A 19,533-nucleotide genomic window follows, 5' to 3' on the forward strand; every position below is an offset into this window, starting at 1 on the left:
AATTAGAGGTGATAAATAAAACTATTGTCAGAATTGTTTTAACTGCAGCTGCAGTGCTGGTTTTTGCCATTGATAATGTAAAAGCACAGCAGAACATTCAGTTTACTCAATATATTTTTAATTCTTTAAGTGTAAATCCTGCTTATGCTGGTTACAAGGAGGAGTGGTTTGGGCAAATGGGACTGCGGGCTCAGTGGATGGGAATTGAAGATGCGCCTAAGACTGGCCAGGTATCCATCGATGGTTTGATTGACCCGGAAACAAAGAGGATGGGCATAGGTCTTCAACTTACGTCCGACAAGCTGGGACCCCAAAGTGCTAACTCTGCTTATGTCAATTACTCTTACCGTCTGCAATTAAATGATGAGGGATCAAGCCGTCTTGCTTTCGGTTTAGGAGTTGGTTTGTCTCAATACGGACTTGATTACAACAAGTTGAGTGCTATTGATGGTACCGATTCATACGTGTCGCAGGGAACTACTCATAGCTTTATACCTGATGCTCGCTTTGGAATTTATTATTCCAGTAATAAAGCATATGTTGGAATATCTTTAATGGATATCTTCGCTGATTTTGACTTTGCATCCAAATTAATGGGTAACGAGACCGACAACGCGGCTGTAATAAAGCATGATAAACATCTCTATTTTATTGCAGGTACTGTTTTAGGGATAAATGAAGACATTAAGATCCGGCCTAGCGTTTTGATTAAGGAGGACTTTAAAGGACCTACAAGTCTTGATATAAATTCTATGTTTATTTTCCGGGATAGGTTCTGGATCGGTGGCTCTTACCGCCAAGGTTTAAAACTTTGGGAAAAAGATTATGCTAAGAACCAGAGCCTAAGTGAGACGAACTCTGTTTCAGCGGTGGCTCAACTCTTTCTTATTGATAATCTGAGATTGGGATATTCTTACGATTACAACTTAAATGAATTGAGTAAAATTCAAAACGGTTCGCATGAAATTACCCTGGGTATTACTTTCCCAAGAAGGATTTTCCGATCGCTAAGTCCCAGGTATTTTTAAACTCCTTCATATCGAGGTGAAAGCCTTATAATCTCAAAAGAGCCCATTGGATAAAGGCCGCCTTTACTGCCACTTTATTCAATAGGCTTTTCGCATATTCTAACTTTCCATCTCCATCTTTCCAGGAGAACTAGTAATTTTTCGATTGGGTCTCTCAATCAGGCGCGAAGCTCTCTCTAACCATCGTTGGATTGTCCGCCAGTAGAAAGGCCCAGTACATCATGGATAATATAAGGTCTTATTTAACCTGTACGAAATGTATGTGAAGGCTTCTTTGTTAGTATTTTGTACCACTCGAGTCGAACGAGAGTCGGTCAAAATACGGTGAAGATATGGTTCAGATAGGGTTAAAACTTAGGCAAGCTATGAAGCGTTCTTATCTTTGGATGTTTCTTTAAAATTAAAAATGGAAGACCGCCGGCTTCCTATCCTTGTAGAAAGTCCCAGAAGATCATGCTCTGATAAGAATTCCATTGAAGCTTAGGAAGCCTGCCAGTATCTTGCAATTACGCTAGTTACGCTGCTTCGTGAGTTAATATCTTAAGCCGTTCAATTGATTAACGAGCCGATGCTCAAGATCTTCGTCAATGTTTCCCGGATTTTCATTTAAATTCCAGCTTCCATCTCTGGATGCCGTAAAGCTTGCAACATGTTTCTCTTGTTCAAATACTTTAAATATATCAGAATCACGCTCGTTTTGAACTTGATAAGGGGCCAGGCTCCCGTCCTTAAGCATTATTTGGATGTCGAATATTTCCATATGGCTAACAACACTTCAAAGAGTGCCCTTGTTTTATATAATCCACTGTGATGATTGAATATAAAGCCTGCCGTTCAAATATTTGTAACCTGAAATGGGTCGCTGCGTAAGCACGGGTTGCCAGAATTAGACTTTGTCCTAATTCTATACTTCAGATTAGGACAGAAACGAAAAGGATAATACAACCAAGATACGCCCTAGCGATGCAAGCAGACAAGTTTTTCCGTTTTTCGAATGATATGTTGTGTGTAGAAGGCCTGGACGGATACTTCAAACTTGTTAATCCTGCTTTTCAAAGGGCATTAGGATATTCAGAAGAAGAACTTTGTTCTCAGCCTATTATTTCGTTCCTTCATTCTGAAGATAGTCTACCTGCTGCTCTCCAATCAAATGTCAATACTATCTCTTCCAGAGTAGAAAATAGGTTTAGGTATGCCGATGGTAAATACAGATGGCTAGCATGGCACCGCAGTTTTAATCCTGAAGATAAATTCTTCTATACCTCCGTCCGCGATATTACAGAGGAAAAGCGATTAAATTCAGAAGTTCAAATTGCTGCTTTGTCCAGGATAAAGAACCTTAGCGAAAATTTTCTCGATGGCTTCATACTGGTAGACAGAGAGTATAATATTTTAGATTATAATGAAAGAGCAGTAGAGCTCCTTCAGCTGGAAGGTAAAGTAATTAAGGGTCATTCCCTACGGAAGCTCTTTTTCAGGCTGGAAGCAAGCATTTTTTTCAAAGCTTACGAGAAAGCTTTTTGTGAAAATACTCATGTTAAAGTTGCTGGTTTTACCAGGTCCATTAATCGTTGGTTCGAGGTTTCGGCTTATCCTTTCGAGAATAACCTGACTATTTTCTTCAAAGATATTAGCGACAGCAAATTACAGGAGCTCAATCTAAAACTGGAGAAGAGTGTACTAAAGATGAATACCATCTCTGATTTCAGTCTAAAGCACATCATCGACTTCTACCTTAGTGAATTAACGAAGGTTTACCCGGAAATGCGTTTATCAGTAAGCCTGGTGAATAAGAAGCAAAGTTTGATTTTTCCTTTGTCTTCACCTAAAGTCCCCCGATTTATCGCCTTATTTCAGGAGGGGTTTCCCATAGCTCCGGATTTTGTGGGTACATGTTCGACAGCTGCTTATTATAAAAAAAGTTCTGGTATTCCCGATATAAACTATTCTAATGCTAACGAACTCTTTAAAGATTTTGCCAGAGAAAATAGCATAGCTTCTTGCTGGTCGTATCCTATCGTTAATCAGAAGGATGACGTTTTGGCAACGGTTGCGGTATTTTATAATAATAAAAAAACGCCCTCAGAGGTAGAAGATGAGCTTATAAGACGTGTTGCTACATTTACTCAGATAATTATCGAAAGCCACCAGACCCGTGAGTATCTAGAGATGAATATACAGCGATATAAGCTCGTAACCCAAGCTTCAAAGGACGCTATCTATGATTGGGATATATTAAGCGATGAACTTTATTGGGGAGAAGGACTGGAAAAAATTTTTGGCTACCGGGATTCGGTAACAGGATTAGAATGGTGGGAAGAAAAGGTGCATCCTAAAGACTTGTCAGAAGTAGTTTCTTCATTAGAGACCTGCCTGAGCAACCCAACAAATCGATTATGGAATGCGGAGTACCGTTTTTTGAAAGCGGATGGTTCTTATGCTCATATCAAGGAGGCTGGTTTTATTTTGCGCAACGCTTCGGGTAAGCCTATCAGAATGTGTGGAGCTATGCAAGACCATACGGAGATTAAAGAACATCAGCAGCAGATCCTTAAACAAAATAATGTTTTGAGGGAGATCGCCCGTATCAACTCACACTATATTCGGAAACCGCTGGCTAACATTCTGGCTTTAATAGAAACGATAAAAGCAGCAGAGCATGGTGATCTTAAAGAACTTATTCAACTTCTGGAGCTAAGCGGCTGCGAGCTCGATGAGATTACGCGTCAGATTGCGCGTAAAACCTATCATTGATTTCTATTATTTATAGCAAAAATCTTTATTATTAGGCTTGAATTGGCAAGACTTGAAAATCTGCTTATTGTACACCATTAAAGGATCGAAGCGATTTATATGTTTGCTTCTTCTATTCTTCGTTTCTCAGCCTTTGCTGATGTCTCAAACCTATTCCCTCAGCTTTAAAAGCAATGATCCCGGGTTTCGGCTTTTAAGTAAAATTGGAGAGTTATCATTATCAGATAGTGCTTCAGTAGTAAGAAAGATCCAGGAGGTATTAGCTGAAGTGAGAGGAGAGGGATATTTAATGGCAGAGGTAAGTAAAGTTGAATGGAACAACAGGAAGGTGATTGCTGCGATTACTCCCAATAACATTTTTCAGATCACCAGGATTTCCAGAGGTAATATACCAGCAAATTATCTTACCCAGGCGGGTTATTCTGACAAGGACTTTCAGAAGGTTAATTTTATTCCTGATGATTTGGAAAAGTTGTTCCAAAAACTGGTAATGGTTTATTCTGAACGAGGATATCCTTTTGCTATACTAAGGCTAGACAGCGTACAATTGGGAGTGTCAACACTTGCAGGCGCTTTGCGGGTAGAGAGGGGTAACTTTGTTGTTTTCGATTCTTTGCAGATAGCGGGAGATTCAAAAGTGTCACGACGGTATCTTGAATCTTTTTTAGATGTGAAACAAGGGGAAGCTTTTCGTCAAAGCTCTATGGATAGAATGGAAGATCGCCTGAAGAACTTACCATTTATAAGGTCTGTAAAGTCTCCTATGTTAAAGTTTTCAGGTAATAAAGCCCGGGTTACTTTATTTTTGGAGAAGCAATCAACCAATCAATTTGATGGAGTGTTAGGTTTTTTACCCGATGATAATTCTGGCAGGCTTAAGTTTGTAGGAGACTTGAAGCTTTATTTGCAGAATCCTTTCGGAAGAGCAGAGCAATTCGATTTCAACTATAAAGGATTGCCTCAGAAGAGTAAAGAGCTGAACCTGGGACTTCATCTCAGCGAGCTGTTTTCTACGCCTTTCGGGCTGGCTTTAGGTTTTGATTTGTATAAACAAGGAGTTGATTTTCAAAACATCCATTCACGGGCCTCTTTCAATTACAGACTACCGGGTGGCAGTATATCACTACTTCTCCAAAATCGGTCGGGTTCAACAATAGATGCAGATACGGTAAATAACTCTTCTTCTAGTTTTGGCAATACTGGTTCAACTACCTATGGCTTGGGTTTCTTACATCAAAGCCTGAACTCGACCATTTCACCTACCCGGGGAATGTCTTTCACTTTGAGTTTAGAGTCAGGTAAACGAAGAGTTACAGGCATGTCGACTGGTTTTGATAATGTAAATAGGGTGAGCAGGCAGTATAGAATAAACTCAAGGACAGATACTTATTACCCTATTTCGGTGAGAAGCATTTTCAGGTTTAACAATGAAACCGGTATTCTGATAGGGAAGAATCTTTTTGATAACGAGCTCTACAGGATAGGAGGTTTTAGCAGCCTGAGGGGATTTAACGAGCAATCGTTACTGGCTAGCTCTTATTCCTATTTCAATGCCGAATATCGGTTACTGGTTGAAAATACTTCTTATCTGTTTGCGTTTATCAATCAGGGAATTTTAAGGAGGTCGACTGTTTCGTCTGCTACTAAAGATTATCCCCTTGGTTTTGGGGCGGGTATTAACCTACGGGTTAAAACAGGATTATTTTCCCTCAGTTACGCTTTAGGAAATCAAAAAGATAATCCACTAAATTTGCAAAGCGGAAAAATTCACTTCGGCCTGGTTACTTTGTTCTAATGTTTAAAAAGGTTATTGTACTGTTTCTGTTGATTGTTCTTAGCGTCTTTAAGATCTCAGCTCAAACTGATTCTCTTCAACGTACCTCTGAGCAGGCTCCGCAAGCCCCCTCAGGTCGAAGGTTCGTTTTCAGGGATTCTGCCTATCTGGCGCGGTGGCTGGAACGTAAAGACTCGATCAGAAGGGTAGAAGACTCAATACGGGCAGTGGGCGATTCACTGGCAATGGTTAATATCAAAAGGCCTGACCCGGAGAGACCAAACAGGTTTGTTGACAGCCTGCTTAAGTTATATCTTGTTAAAGACTTTAACTTTAAGGAGTGGGCCTCAAGGTTTCCCAAAAAGATACAGAAATACGACGAAGGGAAGTTGAAGAAGAAGGGAGATCTCTGGGTGATTGGATTCTTATTTATCCTCCTGGTATTCTTTGCGATACTTAAAAGCCGGTTTACAAAAGAGTCGACATCCATTATACACGCATTCTACAGCAACAGGATCCTTGGTCAGATCAATAAGGAAGAGCAATTTTTCAGCTCATGGCCTTTTGTATTCCTGTATTTATTGTTTGGCTTTATCATAGGCATGTTCTTATACCAGTGCTGCCGGTATTACCAGTTGTCGTACGATTATGTAGGAGTAAACTGGTTCTTGCGGCTATCAGTTATGGTGATCGCTTTTTACACCTTGAAAGTATTGCTGATTAAATGTCTGGGTTTTATATTCAAGGGTGAGAAAATCGCAAGTGAATATATTTCAATTTTGTTTCTGACTTATTTTAACGCTGGCCTGCTTTTTTTACCGGTGGTTATTGCTTTAAGTCTCACAGCAGGGCGATTCGGTATTATTTATATCTACGTATCACTTATATTGCTGATACTTATTTACTTTTTTCAATTTCTCAGGGCTATCACAAATATTTTATCTAACTACAAGTTTCCTTTAATCTATTTATTTATCTATCTTTGTGCCCTCGAAATTTGCCCATTATTAGTACTAATTAAAGCTCTTAGATTCTAAAGGACAGTATGCAATCAATTGATGCAAGAAAAAAGAAAGTAAAAAGTATCCTAGTAACCCTTCCTAAACCGGATACTGAAAAATCTCCTTATTATGATCTTGCAAAGAAATATAATGTGAAGGTAGATTTCCGCTCTTTTATACACGTTGAGGGTGTGCCGGCAAAAGAGTTCAGGAAAGAGAAAATTAATCTTCCTGATTTTACCGCAGTGATTTTCACTAGCCGTAACGCAGCTGATCACTTTTTTCGCATTTGCGAAGAAATGAGATATGAGGTACCCTCGGAGCTAAAGTACTTTTGCTTGTCTGAAACAATTGCGCTGTATCTTCAGAAGTATATCCAATATCGTAAGAGAAAGATATTTTTTGGAAAGCAAACGGCAGCTGATTTAGCTGAAGTTCTAAAGAAGCATGCTTCCGAGCGTTTCCTGTATCCTTGCTCAGATGTAGCAGCGGAGGAAACTCAAAAATTCCTTCAGGAAAACGGATACAATTTCACTCCGGCTGTATTATTTAGAACTGTTTGTAGTGACCTGTCTGACCTGAGAGAGGTCTTTTATGATGTCATCGCTTTTTTCAGTCCTTCCAGCATTCAGTCTCTGTATAAGAACTTTCCTGATTTTGAGCAGAATAATACTCGTATAGCTGCATTTGGGGCCAGCACTCAAAAGGCAATAGCAGAAAGAGAGCTTATTGTTGATATTCCGGCACCTACACCAAATGCTCCTAGCATGACTATGGCTATTGAGCAGTATATTAAGTTGGTTAATAAATAAAATTTCTTTTAAGTAATACTTATTTCAAATAGCTCTACTTGTAGGGCTATTTGCATTACAGGCTCATTCTCAACGTTTAATAGTCTTTTTTTTTCGGCTCTTATTTCAAGTTTTATATCTTTAACACTTAAGGATAAAGATGTTATTAATAAAAAAAGTAAAATTCAAGAAACTTTGCATCGCACAACCTCGTAACAGGTGGTACTTGTGCATTACGGTGATAAGTATATTGAGAACAGTGTTTACTAGCGCTGAAGTTAAAAATTTAGGTTGTAGATAAGTTTTTTCAATATATTAGAAACGTTTTTTGCAAGGTATACTATCTAAGTGACAATGAGAAAAATTTACTTTATAGCTCTTGCTGTGATAATGGCGGCAGTAAGTGGGTGCGGGAGAGCAAGTAATGGAGAATTGGTGGGAGTACGTCAAAAGCGGCTTCCTACAACACAAATTCCTTTGGGTATGGTTTATGTACCAGCAGGAACTTTTGTGATGGGTCAAACCGATCAGGATATAACTTTTGCTCAGATAGCCCAAAATAAGCAGGTTACAATACCGGCATTCTTTATGGACGAAACTGAGATAACTAATAGTGAGTATCATCAGTTTGTTAACTGGGTAAGAGATTCTATAGCAATCACCGATTACCTGAAAGATGATCAATTTTACATCAAATCAAAAGGTAAGGGTGCAACCGCTAACGCTGATGGTACTAAATACATTGATTGGAAAAAGGTTGGTAACGGTGCTACCATATGGGGTAGTAAAAAGAAGGGCAATACTAATGCTTCTAAGTTACAGAACATGTACTACCAGGGAGAAGACAAGATCTTCGGTAGAAATGAAGTTGATGTGCGTCTGCTAAAATATGACTTTGCAATAATGCTTCAAAGAGAAGCTGCTAATCATAGAGGAGATAAGAATAGAAAACGTTCAGATAATATTTATAGAGATACTGTAGCCATCTATCCGGATACTCTGGTTTGGCTGGCAGATTTTTCTTATGCTCAGAACGAACCGTTGGTAGAAGGCTATTTCTCTCACCCTGCATTTGCAGAGTATCCTGTTGTAGGTGTTACCTGGCGACAAGCACGAGCGTTCACTGTATGGCGTACAAATCTCTATGCTAATTACGCTCAGAGTAAAGGTATGCCAAGATTGAGCCGATTACCTTTTTCACTGCCCTCAGAAGCAGAATTTGAATACGCAGCTCGCGGAGGAAGGATCGGAAATGATTATCCATGGGGAGGTCCTTATATCAGGAATGCAAAAGGCTGTTTGATGGCAAACTTTAAGCCAGGTAGGGGTAACTATATTGATGATGGTGGAGCTTACACGGTAAATGTTAAATCTTACTTTCCTAATGATTTCGGCTTGTACAATATGGCAGGTAACGTAGCAGAATGGACGTCTTCAGCATACGATGAATCATCATCAACCTTTACTCACGATTTAAGTCCGACTTTTTACTACGAAGCTAAGGCAAATGATCCAGAGGTTTTAAAAAGGAAGGTTATTAAAGGCGGATCCTGGAAAGATATCGGATACTTTCTGCAAAACTCTACTAAATCTTACGAATACCAAGATACTGCAAAATCTTACATCGGCTTCCGTTGTGTAACTGCGTTCACAGGAAGAGACATCAGAGACAAGCATTAGCAAAATAGCATATAACAAATAACACTTATATTATCCTTAATTCTTTTAAAAAAAAACATGGCTGGAAAGAAAAAATTCGATTGGTTGCACGTTGCAATTTCCTGGGGAGCTACCATTGTAATTATTGGTGCGTTATTTAAAATCCTTCACTTAGGTGGGGTTTGGGGTAACATTATGATTGGTGCAGGTCTTGGTGTAGAGGCATTTCTATTCTTCTTAACAGGATTTTTCCCTCCAAAACCAGATCCTGCTTGGCACAGAGTATATCCTGAATTAGCAGATGATTATGATGGAGAATTGCCTAAGGCTTCAATTCGTCCAAAACAACAAGTTGAAACAGGAAACACTGCTGCTCTTGATAAAATGTTAGCTGATGCTAAAATTGGTCCTGAATTAATTAATAGCCTTGGTACTGGCTTACGTACTTTCAGTGATAAAGTAGCTGCAATTTCTAATACTGCTGACGCTGCTGCGGCAACAGTTGAGTTTTCTAACAAAATTAAAACTGCCGGTGCGGGCTTTGATAAATTAAGCTCTGCTTTTGATAAAGCAACAGCTAATCTGGCTGAAATGGCGAATACGAATGTTGATTCTAAAGCATATCATGAGCAGGTAAACAATCTTGCTAAGAATTTATCAGCATTAAATGCAGTTTATGAACTTGAGTTACAAGATTCAAGTGCTCATTTGAAATCAATGAATAAATTCTATCAGAACTTGTCTTTGACCATGCAAAACTTCAATGAGTCATTAGACGATTCTAAACAATTCAAAGATGAAGTGAACCGTTTGGCTAAGAACCTTGCTTCATTGAACTCTGTTTACGGAAATATGCTTTCTGCAATGAATCAGCCTCGCGTTTAACGCGCATTTTAAATTGGTTTTATTAATTTAAATTTTCAGAAAAACAAGCTTGAAATAAAAAATGGCTGGAGGAAAAGAAACAGCAAGGCAGAAGATGATCAATATCATGTATTTGGTATTGCTCGCTATGCTCGCACTAAACGTTTCCGATACTATATTAAATGCATTTAAAAACATTAACGATAGTTTAGAAACATCGCGGAAGAACGTTGATGTAAGCGTTACGCAATTATTTAGCTCTTTTGAAGCAACAAAGTTGAAGGAGGAGCCGGTTCGTGCAAAACCATTATACGAGAAGGCTAAGCAAGCTCAATCCATTGCTGCAGAACTTAATACTTACATTGAAGGACTAAAACAGGAGTTTACTACTGCTGGTCAGGGAATCGACCCTGAGACAGGAGACCTGGTTGAACGTTCTAACCTTGATATCGCTCCTGGTATTATGGTAAATAAGAAAAAAGGTGAAGAGCTTCAGAAAAAAGTAAATGAGACAAGAGAAAAGCTTCTGGCGCTGTTAGACGCCAAAGAACGTCAGAGCGTTACTTTTTCATTGGAAGCTAAAAATCCTGAAAAAGGTAACAAAGATTGGGCGGAGGTTAATTTTGGTGAAGGTACACCTTTAACTGCAGCGATGACTATCCTTACTAAATTGCAATCTGACGTTAAGAACGCTGAGTCTGACGTTGTGAAGAAGATCTTTGGTAAGATGGATCAGGCTGTAGTTAATCTTGACAAATTCGCAGCCGTAGCCGTTGCTCCTACTTCTTACTTGATCCAGGGACAGCCTTATACTGCAGAAGTTTTTTTAACTGCTTATGATTCAAAGGCAAATCCTTCAATCTCTGTAAATGGGTCATCTTTACAGGTGAAAGACGGAAGAGGCGTTTATTCAGTAAACACTGGTCGTGAAGGTATGTTTACCTGGAAAGGTAAGATTGCAGTGAAACAAACTGACGGATCGATCAAATATTACGAGACACCTGAGCAAAAATATCAGGTTGCAAGACCTTCAGCTGTTGTGTCTCCTGACAAAATGAACGTTTTCTATATTGGAGTTCCTAACCCGGTTTCTGTATCGGCTCCTGGTATTCCTAAAGAAAGCATTAATGTTTCGATGTCAGGTGGTAGTATCTCAGGATCTGGTGGCAGCTATACTGTAAAAGTAAGTTCTCCTGGAGAGGCTACAGTTAACGTTTCTGCTAACATTGGTGGAAAAACCCAGAATATCGGTAGTTCAAGGTTCCGTGTGAAACGTATTCCTGACCCGGTTGCAAAGTTTGGTGGTAAAACCGGTGGTAGCTTACCTACGGTTGCGATTAAAGCTCAAAATAAAGTTTTTGCAGTACTAGAAGGATTTGAGTTTGACGCTAACTTCTCTGTAACCAGATTTAATCTAATAATCGTGAAACCTAGGGCAGACGCTGTCGTATTACAGACATCTGGAAATACTTTGAGCGGAGCTATGCAGTCTGCTATCAACACTATCACCCCTGGATCTAAAGTTATCTTCGATGGTATTGTTGCAGTTGGTCCGGATGGTTCACAACGTCAATTAAATTCAATCGCATTAAGTGCAAACTAAAAAAGGAAGTTTTATGAAGAGGATAAGCTTGATTTTGCTCTCGGTAATGATAAGTGTTGGTGTTTTCGCACAACAAGCTAAACCTAGAACTGCTTCTAAAAAGAAGCCTGCCACTACTAAGACCCGTTCAACGGCGTCTAAAGCTAAGGCTTCTACACGTGCTGTTGCCTCGACAGAGAACAGTGTACTGGCAGCAGAGCCGGCACAACAGGGTGCAGCTCCTAAGGCAAGTTCTAAAGTTCAGATAGAAAGGCCGTTAGACGGATATTACAAAAAGGATAATATATTTAAAGCAAGCGTTACTCCTTACGCCAATCTCCGTGAATCAGACGTTATGTTTAAAAAACGTATCTGGAGGGAAATTGACTTAAGAGAGAAGATGAATGCAATTTATGCATCACCAAAAGCAAGGTTGATCGATGTGATTATGAATGCTGTAATGGCAGGAGAATTAACAGCTTACAGTGCAACTCCGACTAAAGAGGATCGCGGTGGTGATGAATTTAGTAATATCCTTAAGCCAGAAGAGGCAATGGCGAAGTTTGCTGATAGTGTTGTGATACCTGACCTGGATCCTAAGACTGGTGAACAAATTGGAAGTCACATGCAGGCTGGAGAATTTAATCCTGACAGCGTTACCAAATTCCAGATTAAGGAAGACTGGGTTTTCGACAGACAGCGATCTATCTTTGAACCGCGTATCGTCGGTATTGCTCCGATGGTAAAGATTAAAGCGGCAGGACAGGATCTTGGTGAACAACCTGCTTTTTGGATCTATTTTCCTGAAGCTCGCCAGATCTTTGTTACTAAGGAAGTTGTAAGCCGAATGAACGATGCAACTGGACTAAGCTTTGACGATGTGTTTATGAAACGTTTATTCTCTAGCTACATTGTTAAAGAATCTAACGTAGACGATTTAAGGATTAAAGATTATGCGCAAGGCATAGATCGACTGTACGAATCAGACAGAGTTAAAAAGGAACTTATGGATTATGAACACGATTTGTGGTCGTACTAAGTAAGTGCTGATAAGAATAAGCCCTGGTAGATTAAGATTCTGCCGGGGCTTTTTTATTTAGCTCAAAATAGTTTCTTAAAGCTTCTGCTTGTTTTTTATTTACAACCGTTAGTAATTCTTCTTCGGTGGCTTCTCTTACTCTTTTTACTGATTTAAATTGTTTAAGAAGCTTCTCTGAAGTAGTTTTTCCGATACCAGGTATCCTGTCCAGTTCTGTCACTAACGTTCCTTTATTTCGTTTGGCTCTATGGAAAGTAATTCCAAAGCGGTGCGCCTCATCGCGTAACTGCTGAATGATCTTCAGGGTTTCCGACTTTTTGTCCAGGTAAAGTGGGTACTGATCACCTGGGTAAAAGAGCTCTTCCAGGCGCTTCGCTATACCAATAACTGTTAGCTGATTCTCTATACCCAATAATTTCAAGCTTTTCATGGCAGCTGAAAGCTGTCCTTTGCCTCCATCAATAACAACTAACTGAGGCAAAGTATCCCCCTCCTCAAGCATTCGCTTATAACGTCGATATACAGCCTCTTCCATCGTTGCAAAGTCATTCGGGCCTTCTACTGTCTTTACATTAAAATGCCTGTAATCTTTTTTCGAGGGTTTTGCGTCTTTAAAGACAACTATTGCTGACACTGGATATTTACCCTGGAAATTAGAGTTATCGAAGCATTCAATATGCTTAGGCAACTGATTTAAACGCAGATCTTTCATCATAAGATTAAGAAGACGGTCTGTTCTATGTTCAGGATTCAGCTTCTCGTACTGTTCCAGTTTCTCGCGCTTGAAAAAAGTCACGTTCTTCTGAGACAACTCAAGGAGTTTCTTCTTCTCACCCAGTTTGGGTACTGTAAATTTAATACCTGGATCATCAATTTCGATTTCAAAGGGAACTACAATTTCCTTCGAGTGACTGTTGAACCTGCTTCTAAATTCAGAGATAGCGAAAGTAAGCAATTCTTCATCCGTTTCATCGAGGCGCTTTTTCATTTCCAGCGTTTGCGTTTGAATAACGGTTCCATTCATGATCTTCAAGAAGTTGACAAAGGCGTGTTTTTCGTCAGACGCTATGCTGAATACATCCAGGTCAGATATAGATGAGTTAACAATGGTAGACTTGCTTTGATACTTTTCCAGAAGATCGTACTGGCGCTTCAGCCGGTGAGCAAGTTCAAAATCCAGGCTAGCAACAGCTGCTTCCAGAGCAGATTTTACCTTCCTTATTACGAGTCCTGTTTTTCCATTCAGGATATCCTTTATATCCTCTATCCCCTGATCGTAGTCTTCGGGCGACTGTAAAGCCTGGCACGGACCTTTGCAATTTCCGATCTGATACTCAAGGCATACTTTATATTTCCCAGCAGCGACGTTTGCTGGTGAAAGATCAAGGTTACAGGTGCGTAAGGGATAAATTTCCTTAACCAGGTCAAGTATGGTATGCATCATGCTAACTGAGGCATACGGACCAAGGTATTTTGAGCCGTCCTTAACAATTCTCCGTGTCCAGTAGATCCTTGGAAACCGCTCGTTCTTTATGACAATCCATGGATAAGTCTTGTCATCTTTAAGCATAATATTATACCTTGGCTGATGCTTTTTAATTAGGCTATTTTCTAATAGCCATGCATCAATTTCGGTATCAACGATAGTGAAGGTAATGTTCGCAATCTTACTTACCAGAACTTTCGTTTTCGCATTGATCTTATAATTGTCTTTGTTGAAATAGGAAGAAACCCTGTTTTTTAGGTTCTTAGCTTTTCCAATATAAATAAGTTCGCCAGCAGCATCCCAATATTGGTAGACGCCCGGGCGAGGCGGAATTTGTTTTAAAGCTTCGCGGTGATTAAATTTTTCCATTCACGTTATCATTCACACAAGTAAAGGGACAGCTTTGTTCGGCTGTCCCTTTAAATTTATGGTTTTGGATCTTCAGCTGGTGGTGCAGCGGTTGCTGTTGAGTCTGCAGCTGGCTTCGGAGCATAAGCGTCGCAATTTATAGTGATGTTTAAACCTCCCGGAGGTGGTTCAAAGTCACCCTTCGAATAATGAAGTGAAGGATCTGCATATACTTTTTTCATATACAAAGCGAAAACAGGAAGAGCTGAGTTTGCTCCTTCTCCCTGATTCATAGAAAGGAAGTGAATTGCCCTATCTTCTGCTCCTGTCCAAACTCCGGTAACAAGCTGAGGGGTAATACCAATAAACCAACCATCCGAGTTATTCTGTGTTGTTCCTGTTTTTCCTCCCACTGGATTTAGAATTCTGTATCTGGGTCCTCTTAATCTCAATCCGGTTCCTTGTTGAACAACTGCTTTTAGCATATCTGTCATTACATATGCCGTTTGCGGATTCAAAGCTTCAACAACTTTTCTGCTTTGTTCATATATCAGAGTTCCGTTCTTATCTTCTATGCGGAGAAGATAAGTAGGTTCATTCCATATTCCATGATTTACAAAAACGCTGTAAGCTCCTACCATGTCGTATAGGGTGGCATCAAAGGAGCCAAGGCATATAGATTCAAAATTGGGAACATCAGTGGTTATTCCCATCTTTTTTGTTAGGGTAGAAACTGCTGTTGGCCCTACATGGTTCATTACTCGTGCCGTTACCCAATTTTCTGAATGTGCCAAGGCTGTTTTAAGCGTGATATAGCCAGGAATTGGCTTATGTGCCCTTGGAGTCCAACCGTTAATAGTAATGGGCTCATTAGGCTCCTTATAGCATGGAGAATAACCAGCATTAATAGCTGCCGCATAAGTGAATGGTTTGGCGGTTGAACCTACCTGTCTCGCTCCCATCTTCACCTGGTCATATTTAAAGTATTCGTAATTAATACCACCTACCCATGCCCGGATGTAGCCGGCGTTCTGGCCACTTGATTCCATAGACATCACAGCGTTACGCAGGATGAGCTTATAGTACTTTATGGAATCTAAAGGACTTATTGTTGTATCTTTCGATCCTTTTTTATTCCAGCTGAATACCGTCATTTTTACTGGTTTTCTAAAGTTCTCCCAAATCTCGCCCTCTGTCAGGTTTTCTTCTTTTAGTACCCTGTACCGGTCTGAGCGCTTCACAGCTTGTTCAATCACCATGTCCGCCTCCTCGAACTTAAAAGGATTTCTGCCTTTAAATTGCTTAACAAACTGTACCTGTAACTCTTTTATGTATTGACGTTGTGCTTCTTCTGCATAACGCTGCATTTTCGAATTGATGGTAGTATAGATTTTTAGACCGTCCCTGTCCAGGTCATAAGGAGTTCCATCTGCTTTGGTGATCTTTTGATCTCTAAATATCCTTTGGATGTCTTTTTTTAAAAAACCGCGGAAATAAGCAGCTAAGCCCTCGTTATGCGAAGTTGGATTCAATTTAAGGATCAAGGGTTTGGCCTGAAGCTCTGCAGTTTCAGCATCACTTAAGAAATTCGCTTTATGCATGTTCGCCAAGACGGTATTTCTTCTTTTCAGAGCGTTCTCAGGGTTTCTTATAGGAGAGTAGATGTATGTTCCTTTCAGCATACCTACTAATACAGCAGCCTGGTCGGCGCTAAGCTTATCCTGAGTTGTATCAAAATATGTTCTGGCTGCCGCCTTGATTCCAAAACTGTTGTAAGAACCAAAATCCACTGTGTTCAAATACATAGTGATGATCTCTTCCTTCGTATAGTTTCGTTCCAGCTTGATGGCAATGATCCATTCCTGTAACTTTTGAATGAAGCGTTTAAAAGGATTTCGCGCCCGGCCTTCTTCCTGAAACATATTCAAGGCAAGCTGTTGTGTAATAGTACTGCCACCTTGCTTTTTACCAATAAGGTTATAAAAGAGAATGCTGAAGGTTCTTCTAAAGTCGATACCAGAATGACTGTAAAAGCGGATATCTTCTGTTGCTATCAGGGCATTGATAACGTGAGGTGAGATTTGGTCGTAACGAACGTTTGATCTGTTCTGCACGAAATAAGTTCCAAGAACCACACCATCATCAGAAATTACTTCCGATGCCAGATTGCTCTTGGGATTTTCAAGATCGCGAAATGAAGGAAGTTCTCCGAATAAGCCCAAACCAACGCTGAAAAGTAGAATGATACCAAAAGCTATACAACCAATAACTATCTTCCAAAAAGTGATAGTATACCGCGTTATATCTTCTTTGGCTAAAGTGTTTGTCTTTTTTTGCATTTTATCTGCTGCTGTTCTTATAAAAGTCTAAATATGCATTAATCTTAGAGTTGTCGGTAAGTCTTTCCAACTCGGTTTTTGTGATCACAAAAGTATTGTATTTTTCAGCAGGTACCTTCATTATATCTTTAATCAGCGGCAGAATACCTCTTTCATAAGCTTTTACCGCGTCTCGATTGTCAAAAGGGCCAACGAAGATCAACTGAACTTCGTTGTTCACTAGCTTCAACTGATGCTTTATGAGCTGATCTGAGAAGTTAGACCTGTTGAATTGGCCAATCCCAAATCGAGAGGAGCTAAGATTTGCTGCAGGGTCTGTAACGTGAATGGTAAAATAATATTCTGCAACGAGGGGTAAGTCATATAAAGGTTTTGCATTTAGAACTTTTACCGGAGGTGTCGTTACAACAGGTTTAGCTGATGGTTGAGCTGTTGAATTTTCTTTTACCGCAGGCGCTGGCTCTGTCATCGGTTTCGCTTCAATTACTTTTACAGGGGCCGACTTTATTGTTGTAGCTGCCGGAGCATTAACAGGTGCTGGGTTATTTGAAACAACTGCTGCTTGTTGCGTAGATGGTTCAATTACTACCGGCTCAAATGGATTAAAATCTGTTAGGGCGGTTGGCCGCTTAGCAAACAAAATCCTGTTGTTATCTATATAGGATAAGTGTTGCTTAACTAAAGGAGTTATTAGTTTATCGTCAGGATAAGCGTTAACAAGGCTTTTTAGAGCTTGCTCAAACTCTGGTAACCTTTGTTGATGGCCAATAGTTAAAGCATTCAAATATGAAAGCTGAGGCGAAAGAACACTTTTGCCGAACTCAGCTTCAGTTTTTGCAATATTTAACTGCGTTTCCTGATATTTCTTCTCTAAATATAAAGCATATACCTTATTATAGGCTTCATTCAATGCAAACTCTTTTTCTGAAGTTTTTCTACTATAGTCAGGATCAGCAATAACTTTTGCAAATGGAGATTCTGGGTATTTGGTAAGAAGCAGATTCTTGTATTCCTCCGATTTCTGTTGATTGTTATCGGAATAGAGACGATACAAATTGTAGTAGATAGATAGTTTATAATTGCTTTCAGGCACCCTTTTAAGAAGCTCTTCGAAGGTTTTTATGGCTTCTGCATTGTCCTTAAGTTCATCTCGATAGAAACTCGCAATGTCGTAGTATGCATCAGCAATACGTTGATTAGACAGCTGCAAGGCCGGTTCTGTTAAAGGCAAACTGCCGACATATGAATTTCTTATTGCTTCAGGTGTTGCAGGAGTAACAGAGGCTGGGTTGGCAGCACTTGAAGAGTTGGATGGGCTTGCGTCGGGATCACCCATAACGCTTGTAATTTGTTCAGCAGCTGTTTTACTGCTACGCCTCCAATTGTCTTCTAATGAACGGTTCCCCCAACGCCTTTTAAAATCAGTTAAACCTTGACTTATCGCCGAGGTATTATTAAAGTAAAACTTTCCTTCCTGAGCAGTTCCTGCTATTTCCGGACGATCCAACGCGGCAACCATGGTTTCAGGAGCAGAATTATTATTACTTAGGAACTGGGTCTTTTCAGTCTGCTCCCTGACAAGTGCGCCAATCCGCGCCTCTCTTTCACCTTCTGGTAATCTGGCCAGGATCTGCAGCGTATCCTCTCTCCCGATAATCCGGAAGCGACTGGCAAGGAGTTGCAGATTATTTGCCTTCCTACGGATCAGATCATAACCTTTAAAAGAGGGAGAAAGTGCCGTAAGTGTACTATCGTAATAACTCTTAGCGCTTACATAGTCTCCATTCTTAAAGTAAATATCAGCAATACGGAGGTAGGATAGGCCTTTTTGATTTTGATTAGCAGCACTTAACCGAATGGCGGTATTATAGTTTTTTATCGCTTCGTTAGTTTGATTTCTGCTTAAATAAACATCGCCAATCCTATAGTAGATCTGATCAATGAAATTTCTGTTTTTTTCGTCTTTAAGAAGCGATTTCAATCTGGCCACTTTATCTACTTGCTCACCACTCCTGGCGTCCTCTATAGCGATGCGATTTAAGCCCGCGTTGAATGCCATATTAAAAGGAGCATTGCTTTTTACAATTGAAGTATAGTTCTTGTAAGCTTCAGCGTATTGCTGATTACGGTCCTGCAATTGTGCCAATACATAGGTCCAACGTAATTTGTTTCGTTTAACACCTTTAGCATCCAACGCTTTTTGCAGCATACCGATTGCTTCTGCTTCTTTACCTGTTTTTATCAGGTATTGAGCTCTTGTTGCGTAAACGTCAGCCCCATGTTTCATTGTTTTCTTTGAATCGTCAATGTGTTTCAGGGCTGAATCTAACGATTCTCTCGCTTCCTGCAGTTTATCCAGTTGAATAAGGGACCTTGCCTGATAGGTAAGGGCCTGTAACCTCAGCTCAGCTTCATCAGGGTAGCTATTGTAAACATAGGTGAAGAATTCAGCTGCGGAGAAAAAACGGGCCTTATAATAATTGGCCTTTGCAATCAGAAAATAAGCATCATCTACATAATGACTGTACAATTTATCTTCAACAATATTTTTACCCTTCCCTATCACCGAATCAAGATCTGAAGATATAGCCTGAGCTGCTGCTTCGTCAGGTTCTTTATAGACCGATATAAGCTGACTGTAGTCGTCTTGGTTAGCAGCCTCCATATTCCGGACACTCTCCTCAAGCAAAATATTGGCATTATGGAGGATATTATATCTTGAAGTAAGATTTTGCATACCCCGGCTTGCAGTTGTGTCTCTGGAAGAGCTGCATCCGCTCAGCGTAAGCAGCCAAGAAAGAATTACGGCTACAGATAAATAGACAGATTTCAAAATTATTCAGGTTTGACTAAACTAATACAATAACA

At 39.9% G+C, this 19,533-nt stretch carries 13 protein-coding genes; 9 read left to right on the forward strand and 4 right to left on the reverse strand.

The annotated features are described in order from the left end of the window. Positions 1–8 precede the first annotated feature (8 nt). Positions 9–1,028 (forward strand): PorP/SprF family type IX secretion system membrane protein, encoded by a 1,020-nt coding sequence (locus tag J4N24_RS11855; RefSeq protein ID WP_369806227.1) that lies wholly within the window; start codon positions 9–11, stop codon positions 1,026–1,028. A 532-nt stretch (positions 1,029–1,560) separates the two neighbouring features. Here the strand turns inward: J4N24_RS11855 and J4N24_RS11860 are convergent. Continuing rightward, positions 1,561–1,788 carry a hypothetical protein gene (locus tag J4N24_RS11860; protein ID WP_207533893.1) on the reverse strand — a complete coding sequence of 76 codons (228 nt, stop codon included), beginning with the start codon at positions 1,786–1,788 and terminating at the stop codon, positions 1,561–1,563. 203 nt (positions 1,789–1,991) lie between these two features. Between J4N24_RS11860 and J4N24_RS11865 the strand changes: the two genes are divergently transcribed. The 8 genes from J4N24_RS11865 (at position 1,992) to porN (ending at position 12,492) form a co-directional block, all read left to right on the forward strand. After that, positions 1,992–3,782, forward strand: coding sequence for a PAS domain-containing protein (locus J4N24_RS11865; protein ID WP_207533894.1), 1,791 nt, complete (start codon positions 1,992–1,994; stop codon positions 3,780–3,782). A gap of 139 nt (positions 3,783–3,921) precedes the next feature. Further along, entirely contained in the window at positions 3,922–5,577 is a 1,656-nt protein-coding gene (locus tag J4N24_RS11870; protein ID WP_207533895.1) for a BamA/TamA family outer membrane protein, read from the forward strand. Further along, complete coding sequence (locus J4N24_RS11875; protein ID WP_207533896.1) at positions 5,577–6,593, forward strand: DUF4271 domain-containing protein; 1,017 nt, start codon at positions 5,577–5,579, stop codon at positions 6,591–6,593. Before J4N24_RS11870 ends, J4N24_RS11875 begins: the two co-directional genes overlap by 1 nt. A gap of 8 nt (positions 6,594–6,601) precedes the next feature. Then, complete coding sequence (locus tag J4N24_RS11880; protein WP_207533897.1) at positions 6,602–7,369, forward strand: uroporphyrinogen-III synthase; 768 nt, start codon at positions 6,602–6,604, stop codon at positions 7,367–7,369. Positions 7,370–7,702: 333 nt separating this feature from the next. Then, complete coding sequence (gene porK, locus J4N24_RS11885) at positions 7,703–9,028, forward strand: T9SS ring complex lipoprotein PorK/GldK (RefSeq protein ID WP_207533898.1); 1,326 nt, start codon at positions 7,703–7,705, stop codon at positions 9,026–9,028. Between the two features lie 57 nt (positions 9,029–9,085). Continuing rightward, a complete protein-coding gene (gene porL, locus J4N24_RS11890) occupies positions 9,086–9,892 on the forward strand; it encodes a type IX secretion system motor protein PorL/GldL (RefSeq protein ID WP_207533899.1) in 807 nt (268 codons plus the stop codon). 61 nt (positions 9,893–9,953) lie between these two features. Then, on the forward strand, positions 9,954–11,474 hold the full coding sequence (gene porM, locus J4N24_RS11895) for a type IX secretion system motor protein PorM/GldM (protein WP_207533900.1): 1,521 nt from the start codon (positions 9,954–9,956) through the stop codon (positions 11,472–11,474). A gap of 13 nt (positions 11,475–11,487) precedes the next feature. Further along, a complete protein-coding gene (gene porN / locus J4N24_RS11900; RefSeq protein WP_207533901.1) occupies positions 11,488–12,492 on the forward strand; it encodes a type IX secretion system ring subunit PorN/GldN in 1,005 nt (334 codons plus the stop codon). A 31-nt stretch (positions 12,493–12,523) separates the two neighbouring features. On the opposite strand, the gene uvrC is transcribed toward porN, so the two are convergent. The 3 genes from uvrC to porW are packed head-to-tail and all read right to left on the reverse strand — an operon-like array spanning position 12,524 to position 19,498. After that, complete coding sequence (gene uvrC / locus J4N24_RS11905; RefSeq protein WP_207533902.1) at positions 12,524–14,347, reverse strand: excinuclease ABC subunit UvrC; 1,824 nt, start codon at positions 14,345–14,347, stop codon at positions 12,524–12,526. Positions 14,348–14,403: 56 nt separating this feature from the next. After that, the gene (locus J4N24_RS11910; RefSeq protein ID WP_207533903.1) at positions 14,404–16,665 is read right to left on the reverse strand and encodes a transglycosylase domain-containing protein; all 2,262 of its coding nucleotides are present in this window, start codon (positions 16,663–16,665) and stop codon (positions 14,404–14,406) included. Position 16,666: 1 nt separating this feature from the next. Next, positions 16,667–19,498: a type IX secretion system periplasmic lipoprotein PorW/SprE gene (gene porW / locus J4N24_RS11915; RefSeq protein WP_207533904.1), complete on the reverse strand. Its 2,832-nt coding sequence runs from the start codon at positions 19,496–19,498 to the stop codon at positions 16,667–16,669. Positions 19,499–19,533: the final 35 nt, after the last annotated feature.

This window comes from Desertivirga arenae (assembly GCF_017355785.1).
GTDB lineage: Bacteria > Bacteroidota > Bacteroidia > Sphingobacteriales > Sphingobacteriaceae > Desertivirga > Desertivirga arenae.